This window comes from Roseofilum sp. SBFL, assembly GCF_017746885.1.
Lineage (GTDB): Bacteria > Cyanobacteriota > Cyanobacteriia > Cyanobacteriales > Desertifilaceae > Roseofilum.
In genome coordinates, this window is record NZ_JAGHZH010000116.1 from 1 (window position 1) to 17,059 (window position 17,059).

The window sequence follows — 17,059 nt, forward strand, 5'->3', positions numbered from 1 at the left end:
GCCATTTTTTCTGCATATCAATTCCCAAGAGTATGCATATGGGCAAAAATGAGATCGCCACACCCTGTATCACTGAGTATACCTTAGCTCTGGAAATTATTAATAATAGAAGAAACCGGAGAGTGACAGAAGAGGGGTATTACGGTTCTTCATCAAACACTGGGGGCCAAATTTCAGCAATTGAAAGTTCCCAACCCGGCAATAATTCTGGAATAGTTAAAGTGTCTTCACTGCTGAGAATAACGGGTTTGCTGTTCGCACGGTAAACCGTCACTATTAGATTTTTGGGGTCAACTAAAATTCCAACTTGACTTCCTAACTCTAAAAACTTCTCCAGTTTTGCCACTAAGGGTTTAATCTTGTCAGATGCTGACCGAACTTCAATGGCTAAATCTGGAACCAGTTCGGCAAAAGCACGGGGAGCTTGACGCATTTTCTGGGCAGGAACAAAAGAAACATCTGGCCCCCGTAAATTGCCATCTGGTAGGCGAAACCCTGCCGAAGAGCCGGTAACATAACCCAAAGATCTGGGAATTACCCAATTTTGTAAGAAAAAGATTAATCGGGCAATAATCACTTCGGAAACATAATCAGATAATCCCATAACAATAATTTTACCATCTACTAATTCGGTTCTATAGTCCAGATGAGCATCGCTTAATTGGGTTTGCAGTTGTTCTAGGTCTTTAACAGTCAGAGACATCGTATTCTTCCTCCTTAATGGTTACTTATTATCGAATAGGTAAGAAGATCGTCATCACTTCTCCTTGCTTCGGTCGTTGACGGATCAAAAGTTTGCCCCCGATCGCCTCAAACAGATTTTTGGTGACGCTCAAATTCAGGCTCAAATTCCCCGTTTCTGGTTGAAACATCAATACTTGACCCAATGCTTTAAAAGGAGACAAACTAGGGCAAGCTTGAGGTGTTTCTGAGATTAATTGTAATTTCAGTTGATTGCCTGCGGGAGTCACTTCGACTTGAACATGGGAACCGGTGGGCAATGTCGAGGTAAAATTCTGAATCACATTGGTTAACACTTGATCCAATAAATGAGGGTCACTGACGACTGTAGGTGTATGTTGAGGTAAAACCACATCTAAGGTTACATTACGACGACCGGCTTGTTTTTGCCATTGAGGAATACCCTCCTGAAACACCTGGGCTAGAGACGTTGTGGTTAACTGGGTAGATTGCGATTTGGTGGGTGTAGTTTCCAGTTCTACAGCCCGGAAAATGAGATTAAAGCGATCGATCTGTTCCGTACATTCGCGATCGATGGTGTGCAGACGCTTCAACACTTCAGGGGGTAGATTAGAGCGTTTGAGCAACAGGCGAGTATAGGTGCGAATTGTCGCCAAGGGAGTTTTGACTCCATGGGCGATCGCCTGAAGTAATTCTAGATCCGGTTGAGAGGCTGTTGTTGTCGGTGATGGGGGCGTTGGCTTTTGCACTCCCTCCGAAGATCGATCGGCAGTCGATACCGCAACCGAAGGTTCAGGGAGATATTGAACCATCAACCGACTAAATGCCGTCACCGTTTGATACCCTGGAGCAACGGGAGGAAACTGGTGATACAGGTTATCCAGATGCTGCACATCCTCCGGAGTCCCAGTCAGGCAAACTCGCGATCGCAAAGCATTCCAAGCCCGTTCAACATCCTGGGGGTCAAAGGAAAACTGAAATCCCAGATCTCCGGTCGTTTGAGGGGCGATCGCCATGACCAAACTCAATGAAGGGGTTAACACCACAGCAAATTGTTCATAATGCAGAGGATCTTGAGGTGCTAATAGGGTTTTGGCAGTGAGCGGACAAGATGACTGATCGGACGAGAGAGGAGCGCCATCGTAGAGCGGGGAAGAGCCAACTGGAGTGAGGGGTAAGCCTCCCGATTGGGAAGGAGCTGGAGGGAGTTTAAACAGCAAAGAATGAGTTTCTTGCAGGGGTAAAAACAGCCAAGAGGTAATCTGGGGATGGGGATGGGTCAGAATGGGAGAGCTACAGAGGATTAAGCCTTGGGAAAGTTCATCTCGATCGAGCAAATCATTTAAAGCGGCGATCGCTCCACACCAAGATCGTTCAGCCTTATTTTGACGATTGGCGATCGGTTCCGATCCCCCTAAAAGTTCACTTAATGTTGGCATCATCCACTCAAACATAACCATTTCCCCCATCTGGCGCGAATTATGACAGATATTACCTGTGAGGGTATCGGTCTTTTTAGCCAATTGACTAGGAGGTGAACCGAATAAATCAGTTGCAATTTCCGGATCGCCAACTCTTGAGTATTAATTATCTACCCTCTTAGTTATCCTCCCCACAAGGGTCATTAAATTTCGTATAAAAACTACCGTATTGTAACCAATACTGTTTTAAATTATGATTAGGGGTGTGCAAGCTAGCCTTGGCTTGATACAAAATTACCTGTCGATGTTGACCAATCCAGACCCGCCGAGCTGGTTCCACAGAAATCAACGTTCCGCCCAAACTCGATACACATTCTTCAAATCGTTCTACCGCTGAATATTCTACACTTTGAAATATAAAAAAACTACCAGAACAGATTAAATAGCGATTTCTGATCCAGTTTCGCATTTTTTGACAAGCCACTGGGGGTATCACAGCTCTCTCCACTCAGAACTTTTCAACTCTCTAGATCAAAACAAGGGGTTAAAACCCCTTGCTTATTTATCCAATAATTGACTACCAGGGCACAGTATTATGGCTGTTCTTAAGCCACTTCTGTAATACTCACAATCTTACCACCGGCCCGATGAATCCGCTGGATTTGGGGAGTCATTTTCGCTCCGGAGACTAAATATCGAGTGGTACTAACATGGCGGGGACAGTCAAACTTAGATCCGGTTACCAGAATCTCAAAGGTCTTCTCAGTTGCATCTTGATAGGCAGCTACACGACCACCAGTAGAGGGCAACTTAATTTTTGTTGCTGAATTGGTAGCCACATCTTGTACCAACCGAGAACCTTTAAATGCGCTATCTACCCCCGCATTACCTTGATATAAAGACAAAGTGCGGTTATAGTCAACTTGCTTTAGTCCGATTTGGCTAATTGAACCTTGATAATAAGGAACAATATTGTCTCCAAACTTCTCTTGGTATTCCACACTATCGATATAGGAATCGATTTCGGCATCATAACCTTGCTCAATACACAGAGTAATATGTTCCGAAAGTTCTGCCTGATCGACTGGCGCACGTCCCAACAGATGCTTGAAATTCAATTCAACAAACCGATAGGGAGCGCAAGTCTCAAAATAGCGACTGCGATAGAAATCAGACTTAGCCACTTCACGGACAAATTCACGCACAGTAATCTCCCCTAGGGTCAACTGAGATTCAGCCGTAACCAGCCGCTCACTTTCCATTACATGGGGATTTCCCAGCACTTGCTTATAAACAGCACGAATTACTATTTGCTGTTCATCCAAGCTACCGGCACTCCAAAGCTCAATGGGGTCATCTAATACTACACTCATTGGTATTATCCTGAATGGGTTTTCAATGCTTTATTTAATTAATCGTCTTTTCTCTTTTTACTGTCCCTGATTTTGAATGCAGGAGGAGTAATACCGAGGTTTAGATCGATAACAACAAACATTGCAACAGTTAAGTTATATTACTCAACTGTCGATTGCTTAGTTTGCTGATGAACTCAGTCTACTACAGGTAGGTCTTAAAGCCAACACCTCATTAATCTCTAACCTGAATTGCCTGAAGTTTAGTGTTCCTTATTTATAAATTTATAAGGAAATTACTCCCCAAGCAGCTAAAGCTACAGCAACTGTGCCTAAGGTTAATAAAGCGCCTCCACTTAGAGCAATGAGCCGGCCAGTTAGACGAACCCAACCCGGATAAGGAGGGCGCTGCCATGACCAACGATAATTCGGTGTAAGAGGTGGAAAATAACCCAAAGATTCTAATTTCTGGCGATAATCTTCTCCATACCGAGGCATTCTGGCACTGGGTAAATTTCCCTGAGAACGTTGGGGCAAAATCCGCCGTCTCTGATAGGGAACCGTATCATAACCAAAATGGGTCAAGTATTCTTCTGTATCGAGTAATTGATCGACAAACCCATTTAATCCTTGCGTCGCGAGAACAATCGACCAGGCTAATTTTTCCCGTTCTCCATATACTTCCCGTCCGAGGACCCGTTGAATACACAATTCTACAAACCGATAATTACTATTGGGTTCATAGTTATTGCGCCGAAAGCTTTCAGATAAGAGCAGCGATCGAATAAAATCACGGACAGTAATTTGTCCAGCTCTCAACTGAGATTCCAGAGCATTTTTGTAATTGTGATAAATCAATTGTTGTTCGTTAAAAATTTGTCGATAGGCAGCCCAAATCAATTCGTCCACCTCTGTGGAGGATGGTAACAATTCAGTCGTATAAATTCGAGGTTTTTCAGGACTAGCAATCTCAAACCCCTCAACTCGCTGATTTTGAGTGGTTGGGGAATATTCAAGCAAGGGAATTGTCATAGAATCTCCTGGAGTATTTGGGGTTACAATAAGTTAAAAAAAGGATTTTCCCTTCAACAGGTAAATTATAAGCCCTAAGCGATCGCCTAAATCCGATTCTCAGGGCCCATCTTAAACCCAATTGTTTTGATCTGAATTCTCAACTTTGAACCTCATCTTGATTCAAAGGTGAGAGTTCTTTCTGTGATTTTTCAGTTCGAGGACTCTAGAGAGTAACGTTAAGCTAGTCTCTAGGAAACTGTGTGAACTACTCGACATTGTACCATTAGGGTGCAACGCCAGCTTCTGACTTCTCAAGCGATTGCCTCCGAAAGAGCCAACTTTCGTCTTGCTCTATACAGGGTCTTATCCCGCCTCCATCAGCAGTAACCTCGGTTGTCAAGGAAAATCCGTAATCCTTCATTACGGATTTTTTTTAGCTAAATGAGCCAACCTCCCATAAGTTAGCAACTTAGCAGATGGAACGTAATTAAAATAGGGAAGAAACGGTAAAGAAATCGGAAAGATTCCTAAAATCTAGCAAATTTTAACATTTCGTAATACTTGATCCCGCGATCGCCAAGAGAATATGCTGAATTTTCTTGTAAGCTGAAATGAATGGGTCAAGGCAACGATAACCACATGAGGATTCTTTTAATTGAAGATGACATAACTTTGGCTGAGACTCTAGCAGAAGCCCTCACCGATCAACTTTATGTCGTTGATATTGCACCCAATGGAGCAGCAGCATGGGAATACTTTGATGCTCTTGATTATGACCTTTTACTCTTAGATGTGATGCTTCCCGATCTTGATGGCATCAGTCTCTGCAAGCAACTGCGTCTTCAAGGTTATCAAATGCCAGTTCTGATGATGACAGCCCGCGATACAGTTAGTGATAAAATTGCGGGTCTCGATGCTGGAGCAGATGATTATATTGTGAAACCTGTCGATCTTGGTGAATTGTTTGCACGGGTTCGTGCCCTTTTACGTCGAGGGAGTGTATCTGCTCCTATTTTAGAGTGGGGAAAATTAAGGTTTGATCCTAGTACTTATGAAGCCAATTATAACGATCGCCCCTTACATCTAACCCCCAAAGAATATTCTCTTTTAGAACTTTTACTGCGGAATGGTCGTCGTGTGTTGAGTCGTCATGTGATGATTGAACATATTTGGTCACTTAAAGATCCTCCAGAAGAAGATACAATTAAAGTCCATATTCGGAGTTTACGTCAAAAATTAAAAGCTGTGGGTGCCCCTGAAGACTTTATTGAAACTGTTCATGGAATTGGATATCGATTAGGTAAAAGTAACTTTTATTAATTCAGTAAATCCCAAAATACCGCTATACTTATTTCCCATAAAAACAAGAGAGAGTAGGGGCGAACAGTTTTCTTCCCTACTCGAGCTTCTGGATTCAATCGTCTAAATATACAGACGTAGATTCCGTCGATCGCAATTCAAAACTAAACCAACTCAGTAATCTTGAGAATTTTTCCACCCCTCTTGTGGATGGTCTGAACTTCCTGAGACATCTGGCTGTAGTTAACTAGAGATTCCTGACGGGTCAACTTGTTGAGTCGAGCAGCAGCTTTTGAGCTAGAAAATACAATCCGAAAGCGCTTTTCTGTATTGCCATAAGAAGCGCCATTCCCTACAGCGGGAAGTTCAATGGGAGTGGCTAAATTAGCGGCCACGGAGCTGATTAACCGAGCGCGGTTATCGCTATCATTGGTAGCGGGACCGCGTAATAAGGAAAACATCCGGTTGAAGGCTTCATTTTTCAGTCCAACAACTGAACGAATGCTACGCGGATAAGGCACAACATTATCGCCAAAATTTTCAACATACTCCTCACTATCGATATAGGAGTCAATCTCAGCGGCATATCCTTGCTCATTATAGATCTGGACATGCTCGGCAATTTCCTCCTGTGATTGGGGAGGGCGACCCAAGAAATGCTTGAAATTTAATTCAATAAAGCGGTACTGGGAGGAGGAGTAAAAGAAAAGGTCTTGATATAGACTAGATTGGGCTACAGTCCTGACAAAATCACGAACGGTAATGTCCCCATTGCGTAATAAGGATTCAGCACTAGAAAGGCGATCTCCCTCCATCAAATGCTGATTTCCCAACACCTGTTTATAAACAGCCCTAATGATCTGCTCTAGCTCTCCCTCGTCAGCATTAGGACGAAGTTCTAGAGGTTCAATTTCAAAGGCATCTAAGCCAAGAGTTGCGGTAGTTAAATTTCCCATTATTTTTTTCCTGAAAACCTCATCTCTAGGACATGGAGTTAATCAAATAGTCAAGATAGCCATTGTATTCAAGCAAAGCTTGAGCAGACAGATCGCGATCGGCACAACCGCGATTGCGCAGGAAGGTCAACCCAGTAACGTAAGTACTCGTATCAATACCAAGAGCTTTGTAAACTTCCCGTGCGCCGGAAATTCCCCACTCATCGATTGGGCCAGTACCACCAACAACAAGACAGTAGTTGATTAAGCGCAGGTAGTGGACAATATCCCGCTTGCATTTTTCTTTCTGAGTTCCAGCATCAATTGCACGACCACTACCACTGGGGAACTTGCTATAAATAGCGTTAACAGCTTCTTGAGCTACGGCATCGTAGTTACTCGCTAACTTCTCTGCCGCTTCCATCCGAGCAGCAGCCCGCTGTAAGCTACCCTGTACGGATTCTAAATCAGAAGCACTGGGAAAACGACCTGCTAAATCAGCAGAAGCAACAGTCGTGGTTAAAACGGATTTCATGATTGAGTTTTTCTCCTATTCTTAAACAGAGGTAAAAGGGTTCATTCGTAAGCTTGAATGGTTCAAAGCGTGGGTGAGGTTAGCTGATGGCAGCAACCACTGCATCAAAGTAGGATGCACACTCAGATGCTAAAGCAGCACAATCGCCTTGGGTAACACTCATCTGGCGGAAGTCCCGTGGACTGTCACCGGGTTTGGTATTGGTGATGTGGGCCACAGCGCAAGCTTTCATGATCTCAACTGCACGAACCGTATTACCGGTGGGAACGCCTAGAGCAGCATAGGTTTCCTTGAGGCCATTGAGGCAGCGATCGCTAAGAACAGAACCGTCTCCAGCTAACAGAGCATAGGTAACATAACGGAGAATAATTTCCGCATCCCGTAGGCAAGCTGCCATTTTCCGGTTAGTGTATACCCCACCACCTGCTTCAGTTAGACCCGGGCTTTCGCAACAGATGCCAGTAACAGAGTCAGTGACAATACAGCTTGCGTTGCTAGCAATGCTGTTAACGGCATCCAGACGCTTGTTACCTTCAGCAACAAAATGTCTCAAGCCCTCTAAATCTGAACCGCCAACAAACCCACCTTTGGCGCTAGCACTACTTACAGTTTTGGAAAAAGAATCAAGCATTGAATTCTCCTTAATTAAAGCTAATTCTGATATTTGACTTTAGTCTCCTGGATAGTAAACCATTCAAGTTGCTCAAAGTCGTTATATGAGAGAGAACTTTATAAAAATTCACACTCCCAAATACGGATAGGTAAAATAACGGTTAAGGTTGTGCCAATATTAATCTGGCTATCAACCCGAATGCTTCCCCCCTGTAATTCCACGCATTTTTGAGTCACGACTAACCCTAATCCTGTACCGGGAATATTGCCGACATTGTGACCGCGTTGGAAGGGTTCAAAGAGGTGTTGTCGATCTTCTGGGGAAATACCAATACCGCGATCGCAGATTTCAAAGATAATGTTCTGCTGCTCAAAGGTTAAGCGTAGTTCTACATCGCTACCAACCGGAGAATATTTAATCGCATTAGACAATAAATTAGAAAGAATCGATCGCAGCAGTTTCTCATCCAAATTCACCCAAGCCGAATCTTCGATACAGATGAATTTGAGGGAATACTGATGACCAGCACTGAACTGAATTTCTTCGAGCAATTGGCGACAGAAGTGAGGCAAATCCAGGGTTTGGGGATTAAATTCCAGTTTGCCCGCTTCCGCACGATTAATGGTGAGAATATCATCAAGCAGGTGTACCATTTGTTTAATGGATTCTTCAATCCGCCGTAAATTCCTAGAGCGCTTGACGGGATCTTCCGGTCGATTCAGATGAGAAGACTGTTCTAATAATTGGGCCGCCGCTAGAGCTGTACTCAGAGGGGTGCGAAACTCATGGGAAGCCATGGAGAAAAAGCGAGTTTTCAGAGTATGGAGTTCTTTTTCCTGTTCTAGGGCAAGTTTGACCTCGTTTAATCTCTTGCGAGCCGTAATATCGCGGGAATTTACAACAATTCGTAGCGCTGGAGAAGTGCCCACTCCATTTTCACTCGCCGATCCATCGCTATGGGTAACAGCTTCTAGGATACGCCAAGACCCATCTTGATGTTGGGCACGAAATTCCATCAGAAGGGACATATCCTGACTTTCCAAACTATTAATCATCTGCTGATAAATTTTGCCGGAGTCATCGCGGTGAACTAGGTCAAAAAAGTTCTGACCCATCAGTTGAGTTGGGGCATACCCCAGGACTTTTTCCACTGAGGGACTAGCATAGTCAATATTTCCTTGGCGATCGAGAATGGTAATAATATCTAAGGCATTCTCAATTAGGGAGCGGAAGCGTTCTTCGGAGCGCCGCAGAGCGTCTTCAGTCTGTTTGCGTTCGGTGATATCTCGCTGGATGGAAATCCAGTGGGTATATTGGTTGTTCTTGTTGGCAACGGGAACGACGCTAAACTCCACCCAAAACTCCGAGCCATCTTTACGATAGTTCATCAATTCTATGGTTAACGGTTGCCACTGACTGAGGGCAGCTCGCACTTGGTCGAGTTTTTGACGGTCGGTTTTTGGTCCTTGAAGAATGCGGGGAGTTTGGCCAATCAGTTCTTCCAAGGTATAACCGGTCATCCGTGTAAATGCTTGATTGACGTAGAGAATACGGGGGCCGGGGAGATCGATGGGGAAGGCTTCCGTGATTAGGACAGCATCATTAGTATTGATGACTACAGACTGAAGTAGACGAACCTGTTCCGCTTGCCGTTTCTGTTCGGTGATATCGGCAACTACGGCAACCATGCCATTAATGCGATCGTTGCTATCGAGGAGGGGAGCCGCAGAAAAGACGATATCAATGGGGGAGCCGTCTTTTTTGAAGCGATGCAGTTCGAGACTGGGAGGGGTAATCCCTTGCAGACAGGCTTGGCGAAAATTGCGGTATTCTTGGACGCTTTCTTCGCAGAGGATGGGGTTGGGTTGATGGTAGACTTCGGGTTCTGTCCAACCAAACATTTTTTCGGCTGCTGGATTCCAAAGTTGTATCTTATCTTGGAGATCAAGGGTAAAGATGGCACGGGGGGAGGCTGCAATCAGGGATTGTAGGGTGTGGTTGGTATGTCGGAGGGCGATTTCGGTGCGTTGACGTTCGGCAATTTCTAGGCGCAGAGCATCGTTAGTGCGGGCGAGTTCTTCGGTGCGTTGCTCGACTCGCTGTTCGAGTTGGGTGTTGAGGTGTTGCAGTTGTTGATAGAGTTCTCCTTGGCGAATGGCGATCGCCACTTGAGTCGCTAGTTGCTTCATCAGTTCGATTTCGTGGGGTTGCCATTGCCTGGGTTGGCGACAGTGATGGGCAATGAGTAAGCCCCACAGATGGGGAGTTTGATCGGGGTTTTCAATATCGGTTGGGGTTTGGATGATGGGAACGACTAATTTGGCTTGGACGGCAAATTGTTGGACAAATTCGACTAAACAGGGTTCAAGTTCGGCCTGTTCGATATTGGCGATCGCCCGAATTTTGCCGTTCAGATAAGCTTGATGATAGTCCTTGGGAAAGACTTCTTCTGGAAAGACGGTGCCTAAAATGCAGGGATAATCGGGTAAAACGGTTTCGGTGATGGCGCACCCGGTTCCATCAGCATAAATTTGATAAATTAAGACGCGATCGCACTCTAAAAATTGCCGCACATCAGCAACTGTAGTCGCCAGGACTTCATCGAGATGCAAAGATTGCCGGATATGTTGGGCGATTTCGTGGATTAACCGCTCCCGCTGTGTTTGTTGTCTCAGGCTCAGTTCTGCCCGACGGCGGCGAGCAATTTGTTGATAGACTTGGTAAGTGGCGATCGCCAGCAGCACCAATCCACTCAGAATACTAATACCCATCAAATCCCATCCTCCCGATCGCCGCGTCTCCGTGTCCCCACTCCCCTACCTCAATAAGACTCCAATAACATCTTTACCTCGGTGGGCAAATCCCATTCTTTCATCGTTTCCCATTCTGTTTGGCGCACGGCTAAATAGGCTTGGGCTAAGGGAGGACTGAGTGCTTTAAGTAAAACTTGATTGTCGCGCAAAGCCGTTATCGCTTCTAGAAGGGTTTCCGGTAACCCTTCAATGTTACGATGTTGGCGCTCATCTTCGGGTAATGTACCCGGATCGCAATCCACCGGTTCGGGAGGTTCGATCTGGTTTCGCACCCCATCTAAACCGGCTGCAATTACCGCTCCTAGAGCTAAATAGGGGTTGGCAGCAGCATCAATGGTTTTAAACTCAAAATGGGTGGAACCGGTGCCTTCTGGATTACTTATAACGCGGATCGCAGCTTCTTTGTTGTCTAATCCCCAACAGGAAAAGGCTCCACTCCAGGAATGGGGTTGGAGGCGACGGTAGGAGTTAGGAATAGGATTAGTGAAGGCCATCAGGGCACGATGGTGATGGAGGATACCACCAATAAACCAGCGAGCGCGATCGGATAATCCCAAAAGTCCGAAGGGGTTGGGGAGTAAATTTTCGCCTTTATGCCATAAACTCAGATGGAGATGAGCGCCACTTCCGGCGCGATCGGGAAAAATTTTGGGTAAAAAAGAAGCAATACAATGATGATAATGGGCGATCGCCTTCACGGTTTCCCGAAACACCACCTGCTGGTCAGCAGCAGCCAAAGCATGGGTATACAACACCGAAATTTCCTGTTGTCCCGGCCCGGACTCTGGATAATACTGCTCCACTAACACCCCTTGCTCATTTAACGCCGTCGCAATATCATCAATAATCCGTTGCTGAAGATCCATACCATAGGTCGAACAATAGGGCGCTTGGTCAGTGGGAATAATTTCCCCATTTGCAGAGCGCTCTAGTAAATAAAATTCATTTTCAAATGAAGCAATAACTTCCAACCCTTCCAGCTTCGCATCGGCAGCCATATCCCGTAAAAACCGCCGAGGACAGAGGGCCCAAGGTTCTCCTTTTTTAACCATATTCCCCATCACCCGTGCATGGCTTGGGGTATAAGGCAGAGCCATCAGTGTAGACCAATCGGGAATCAATTGCACCTCTCCCACGGGCCCCAACCCACTTCCAGAAGCTGGTGTACTGCCAATGACCGGCATTGCTTGTTGAGCCATAGCCAAGCCTACCCCCTGCTCTTGATAATGGGATAACATGCCCCCATGAACTGCCTTGGCTCGGATCATATTGCCGTTATCACACCAGAGAATACGGATAAATTCGACTCCAGCTTTTTTGAGGGATGCTTCAATATCACGATCCATGGGCATTGGGTTTCGGGTTAGGGGCGATCCCAATCATAGGATAGAGTGCTTCGTGCCGTAATGGGTAATCGGTAATGGGTAATGGGAAAACTATTGGCGATCGTTTATCCAGCACATCTTGCGATCGCAAGCTAACTGCCCCCATTAGTTTATCTTAACTTTTACAACTTAAACCTGTTTTATCCGGTTAAGCTATTCCAGATTCGCCAATCTCTATATTGGCGATCGCCACGGTTTTTCCTGACATAAACTCAAGCCTCTCATAAAAATAATATGGGGGTAGACCTCATACCATATTTCCTGCCAATTTTATGAGTCTAGTTTTTTTCTGATATTTATTTTGAGCTATCTGGTTTAAACTTTTCAGTTTCTCGACATTGCTTTGAAAAGATCTCTAATAGATATTCCTTGGGCAAGCTGTTCAGGTAATACAGAGTTATACTTGAAATAGATCTAAGAGTAAGCATAAAACCATAGCGAGCAGGTTGGACCAACGGCGATGACTAGAGAACTACCCGGGTATCAAATTAACCAAAAGATATACGAAGGAGACCGAACCCTCGTCTATCAAGCAACTCGCCATCGCGATCGCCTCAAAGTCGTGATTAAATTCCTGCGTAACCCCTACCCAAGCTTGAGTGAACTCCTACAGTTTCGCAACCAGTACGAGATCGCCAAAAACCTCAACCCCACCCACATCGTCGTACCCTTAAGCCTCGAGAGATATGGCAATGGTTATGCCCTAGTCATGGAAGATGAGGGAGCCATCTCTCTAGACAAAGTCTTAGACCAAAAAGAATACTTAGAACTAGAAACCAGCTTGCAAATTGGCATTCAACTAGCCGATATAGTAGACGAACTCGAGCGCAAAGGAGTAATCCACAAAGACATTAAACCGGCCAATCTGCTCATCGATCAACAAAGCCAAAAGGTGAAACTGATTGACTTCAGCATCGCCTCCCCACTGCCTCGTGAAGCGCAAGACATCAAAAACTTCAATGTCCTAGAAGGAACCCTCGCCTACATTGCTCCCGAACAAACCGGTCGCATGAATAGAGGCATAGACTACCGAAGTGACTTCTATTCTCTGGGGGTCACCTTATACCAACTGCTCACTGGAACCCTACCCTTCATCAGTGACGACCCTATGGAGTTAGTCCATTGTCACATTTCCCAACCCCCCGTACCACCAGAAGCAAGAAATTCAGGCTCTGAAATCCCCTCTGTGGTTTCACATATCGTGATGAAACTGATGGCTAAAAATGCAGAACAGAGATATCAGAGCGCCTTGGGGTTAAAATTCGACCTAGAACAGGCTCTAAAACAATGGCAAGAAACGGGACAAATAGAAGCCTTTGAGTTAGCAAGTCGGGATATTGCCGGCAGATTTCTAATTCCGGAAAAACTCTACGGACGACAAGCAGAAGTCGAGACCTTACTCGGAGTATTTGAGCGAGTCGCCCAATCTTCGACCACAGCAAAGTCCCCAGGGAACTCTTGCTCTTCTGAACTGATGCTAGTGGCGGGGTTCTCAGGAATTGGGAAAACCGCCGTCGTCAACGAAGTTCACAAGCCCATTGTACGAGAGCGGGGCTATTTTATCAAAGGAAAATTCGACCAGTTTCAACGAAATATTCCTTTTTCAGCCCTGGTTAGAGCATTCAGGGATTTGATGGAGCAATTATTAGGAGAATCCGATGCTCAGTTAGCCCAATGGCAGCAGAAAATTCTGGGGGCTTTGGGAGAAAATGGGCAAGTGATAATTGAAGTCATCCCCGAGTTAGAGTTAATTATTGGTCAACAGCAAACGGTTCCTGAACTCTCCGGTGGTGCGGCACAAAATCGATTTAACTTATTGTTTCAGAAATTTGTTGGGGTGTTTGCGACCTCTGAGCATCCTCTGGTCATTTTTATTGATGACCTTCAGTGGGCAGATTCGGCATCTTTGAAGTTGATGCAACTGCTCATGAGTGAGAGCCAGACGGGTTATTTGCTCTTGCTCGGAGCCTATCGGGATAACGAAGTATCCTCCACCCATCCGTTGATGCTCACTCTAGATGAAATGGGCAAGTCAGGAGCGGTCATTAATACGATAACTCTCGCGCCTTTAAGGGAAAATGATCTCCATAGTTTGGTCGCAGATACCCTAAGCTGTAGCCAAGAAGTGGCTCAGCCGTTAACCGCATTAATCTATCAAAAAACGAAGGGAAATCCATTTTTTGCCACCCAGTTTCTCAAGGGATTACATGAAGATGAGTTAATTGCCTTTAACCACGATTTAGGCTATTGGCACTGCGACCTGACACAGGTTCAGCAGTTGGTACTGACTGACGATGTGGTTGAATTTATGGCGGTGAGGCTGCTACAACTTCCGGTTGCCACCCAAGAAATGTTGAAGTTAGCCGCTTGTATCGGCAATCAGTTTGACTTAGAAACTTTGGCCATTGTCAGTGAACTCGACCCGATCAAAGTGGCAGATTCTTTGTGGAAGGCGCTGCAAGAGGGCTTGATTCTGCCCCTAGGCCAGACCTATAAGTTTTTCCAAGGGAGCAAGGGAGAGGAGAAAACGCTGGAATCCGATTTATCTGTGAGCTACAAGTTTTTACACGATCGCGTCCAGCAAGCCGCTTATTCCTTAATTCTAGAAGCCGAGAAACAGAAGACTCACTTAAAAATTGGGCAATTATTGTTATCCAATACCACAGAAGAAGAACGAGAAGAGAAAATTTTTGCTCTGGTTAATCAGTTAAATTATGGTGTGGAGTTAATCGTTGACACCGATGAACGAGAACAGTTAGTCCGGTTGAATTTAGCCGCAGGGATTAGGGCCAAAACCGCGACAGCTTACAGTGGGGCAGTCAATTATTTTGCGATCGGTCGAGAACTCCTGAGGGCGGACTGTTGGCAAACTCAATACGACCTGACGTTAGCCTTGTTCGAGTCAGCAGCAGAAGCAGCTTATTTGAATGGTGAGTTTGAGGCAATGGAAGGATTCATCGAAGAAGTCTTGCGTGAGGGGCGATCGCTCTTGGAACGAGTTAAAGTTTACGAGGTGAAGCTCCAAGCTTATGCCGTCAGAAATCAATTTTTCGAGGCGATCGAAACTGCCTGGACTGTTTTAAAGTTGTTCGGAATTAGTTTTCCTGAATCACCAACCGATGCAGATATTCAACGAGCCTTTGCAGAGACGAAATCCCAATGGGGCGATCGCTCTATTGAAGACTTAAAGGACTTGCCTGCTATGATCGATCCAGAAAAAATGGCAACTTTACGCATTCTGATAAGCATCACTGGGGTAGTCTATATTGCCATGCCTCAATTTTTACCTCTGATTGTCTGCGAACAAATTAAATTATCCATGAACTATGGGAACGCTCGTTGGTCTGCTTTTTCTTATTCTATTTACGGCACAATTCTCTGCGGAGTTCTAGGGGATATTGAAGCGGGTTATCAATTTGGCCAACTCGCTTCACACCTCCTATCTCAATTTAATGCCACAGAAATCACCGCCAAAGTGGTGATTAATACCAATGGAGATATTCGGCATTGGAAAGAACCCATTCAATCGACTATCAAACCGCTGTTCTTTGCATACGAAACCGGCTTAGAAACTGGGGATATAGAATTTGCCGCCTATTGTGCTTGTTATGGAGAAATTTATTCATATTTGGCAGGCACTAATTTAATTGAACTTGCCGAACAAATAGCTATATATAGTCTATCTTTCCAGGAACTTAAACAAGAGACAGTTTTCTATTGGAGCGAAATCAATCGGCAAGCAATTTTAAACTTAATGGAATCTGGAACCAATCCAGGGATTTTGGTGGGGACAGCGTATAACGAAGAAAAATATCTACCGTTGCATCAGGAATCAAACGATCGCTTGGCCTTACATATGATTCATTGCCACAAGTTAATTCTGAATTATTTATTCGATCGCTTGGAATCAGCAATAGAAAATGCTGAGATAGCCGAAAAATATTTAGATGGAGTGACGGCGATGTTTGTGATTCCGACATTTTACTTCTACGATTCCTTGGCTCGATTGCGAGGGTTAAAGGCTCAAGATACGGCCAATCTAGAAGCCCAACTTCAAAAAGTCGATGCCAATCAGAACAAAATGGAAAAATGGGCGAGCTATGCCCCCATGAACCATTTGCATAAATTCAATTTAGTAGAGGCAGAAAAATGCCGAGTTTTAGGGAAAATAGCTGAAGCTATCGTACTCTACGACCAGGCGATTTCTGGAGCAGAAGACAACAACTTCATCCAAGAAGAGAGCCTCGCCAACGAACTCGCGGCACAATTCTATCTGGATTGGGGTAAAGAAAGAGTCGCTGGTGATTACATGACCGATGCCTATTACGGTTATGCTCGCTGGGGCGCGAAGGCGAAGGCTGACCAACTCGAACAGCAATATCCCCAACTCCTCTCTACCATCTTGCAACAACCCTACTTACAGTTTATAAGCAGTCAAACCGTCACTTCGCCCGCAACACGAACCGTGAGTTCAACGAATAGTACAACTGGCTCAATACTTGACTGGGCAACGGCGATCAAAGCAGCTCAATCCCTATCGAGTGAAATTCACCTAGACAAGCTGGTTTCTATCTTAATGAAATCAGTGATGGAAAATGCGGGAGCCGATCGCGCTATTCTGCTGTTAAACCAACAAGATGCTTGGCGAGTAGTTGCACAGTGTACACTCCAGCAGGGGCAGTTGCATTCAATATCTGCACCAGAGGAGCAAGCCCTGCCCAACCGTGTTATTAATAAGGTCAAACGCAGCCAACAACCGATTATAGTTAATGACTTTTCTCACGATACCGAATTTGCTGCTGAGTCCTATCTGCGGCAAGACCCCCCCCTTAGTTTCCTCTGTGCCCCGATCCTCAATCAAGGCAAACTGATCGGCATTCTCTATGTGGAAAATCATCTAGCGGTGGGAGCGTTTACAGGCGATCGCGTGGAAATTCTTTCTCTGATCTGTTCCCAAGCAGCGATCTCTCTAGAAAATGCCCGTCTCTAC

The 17,059-nt window shown here is 45.1% G+C and carries 13 protein-coding genes; 2 read left to right on the forward strand and 11 right to left on the reverse strand.

From position 1 onward, the window contains the following. Positions 1-139 precede the first annotated feature (139 nt). The 5 genes from J7545_RS12690 to J7545_RS12710 all read right to left on the reverse strand — a co-directional run bounded on the left by J7545_RS12690 (position 140) and on the right by J7545_RS12710 (position 4,507). Positions 140-703, reverse strand: a complete 564-nt coding sequence (locus tag J7545_RS12690; RefSeq protein ID WP_318700861.1) for a Uma2 family endonuclease — start codon at positions 701-703, stop codon at positions 140-142. Positions 704-731: 28 nt separating this feature from the next. Further along, positions 732-2,225 carry a HAMP domain-containing sensor histidine kinase gene (locus tag J7545_RS12695; protein ID WP_318719631.1) on the reverse strand — a complete coding sequence of 498 codons (1,494 nt, stop codon included), beginning with the start codon at positions 2,223-2,225 and terminating at the stop codon, positions 732-734. A gap of 76 nt (positions 2,226-2,301) precedes the next feature. Beyond that, entirely contained in the window at positions 2,302-2,619 is a 318-nt protein-coding gene (locus tag J7545_RS12700) for a hypothetical protein (protein ID WP_318719632.1), read from the reverse strand. Positions 2,620-2,728: 109 nt separating this feature from the next. Then, positions 2,729-3,496, reverse strand: coding sequence for a phycobilisome rod-core linker polypeptide (locus J7545_RS12705; protein ID WP_318719633.1), 768 nt, complete (start codon positions 3,494-3,496; stop codon positions 2,729-2,731). Between the two features lie 264 nt (positions 3,497-3,760). Next, positions 3,761-4,507 (reverse strand): phycobilisome rod-core linker polypeptide, encoded by a 747-nt coding sequence (locus tag J7545_RS12710; protein ID WP_318700864.1) that lies wholly within the window; start codon positions 4,505-4,507, stop codon positions 3,761-3,763. A gap of 621 nt (positions 4,508-5,128) precedes the next feature. On the opposite strand from J7545_RS12710, the gene J7545_RS12715 reads away from it, so the two are divergent. Next, a complete protein-coding gene (locus J7545_RS12715) occupies positions 5,129-5,809 on the forward strand; it encodes a response regulator transcription factor (protein ID WP_318700865.1) in 681 nt (226 codons plus the stop codon). A 143-nt stretch (positions 5,810-5,952) separates the two neighbouring features. On the opposite strand, the gene J7545_RS12720 is transcribed toward J7545_RS12715, so the two are convergent. From J7545_RS12720 to J7545_RS12745, 6 genes are all read right to left on the reverse strand, one after another. Next, positions 5,953-6,744: a phycobilisome rod-core linker polypeptide gene (locus tag J7545_RS12720; RefSeq protein WP_318700866.1), complete on the reverse strand. Its 792-nt coding sequence runs from the start codon at positions 6,742-6,744 to the stop codon at positions 5,953-5,955. A 25-nt stretch (positions 6,745-6,769) separates the two neighbouring features. Then, on the reverse strand, positions 6,770-7,258 hold the full coding sequence (locus J7545_RS12725) for a bleomycin hydrolase (RefSeq protein WP_318700868.1): 489 nt from the start codon (positions 7,256-7,258) through the stop codon (positions 6,770-6,772). Positions 7,259-7,337: 79 nt separating this feature from the next. Continuing rightward, complete coding sequence (locus tag J7545_RS12730) at positions 7,338-7,889, reverse strand: bleomycin hydrolase (protein ID WP_318700869.1); 552 nt, start codon at positions 7,887-7,889, stop codon at positions 7,338-7,340. A 98-nt stretch (positions 7,890-7,987) separates the two neighbouring features. After that, positions 7,988-10,642 carry a PAS domain S-box protein gene (locus J7545_RS12735; protein ID WP_318719634.1) on the reverse strand — a complete coding sequence of 885 codons (2,655 nt, stop codon included), beginning with the start codon at positions 10,640-10,642 and terminating at the stop codon, positions 7,988-7,990. A 50-nt stretch (positions 10,643-10,692) separates the two neighbouring features. Then, a complete protein-coding gene (locus J7545_RS12740; protein WP_318700074.1) occupies positions 10,693-12,030 on the reverse strand; it encodes a glutamine synthetase family protein in 1,338 nt (445 codons plus the stop codon). After that, positions 12,020-12,175, reverse strand: a complete 156-nt coding sequence (locus tag J7545_RS12745) for a hypothetical protein (RefSeq protein WP_318700075.1) — start codon at positions 12,173-12,175, stop codon at positions 12,020-12,022. The genes J7545_RS12740 and J7545_RS12745 overlap by 11 nt, the downstream gene beginning before the upstream one ends. A gap of 354 nt (positions 12,176-12,529) precedes the next feature. Here J7545_RS12745 and J7545_RS12750 point away from each other — a divergent pair. Beyond that, a partial coding sequence (locus J7545_RS12750; RefSeq protein WP_318719635.1) for an ATP-binding protein occupies positions 12,530-17,059 on the forward strand: 4,530 nt, incomplete at its 3' end.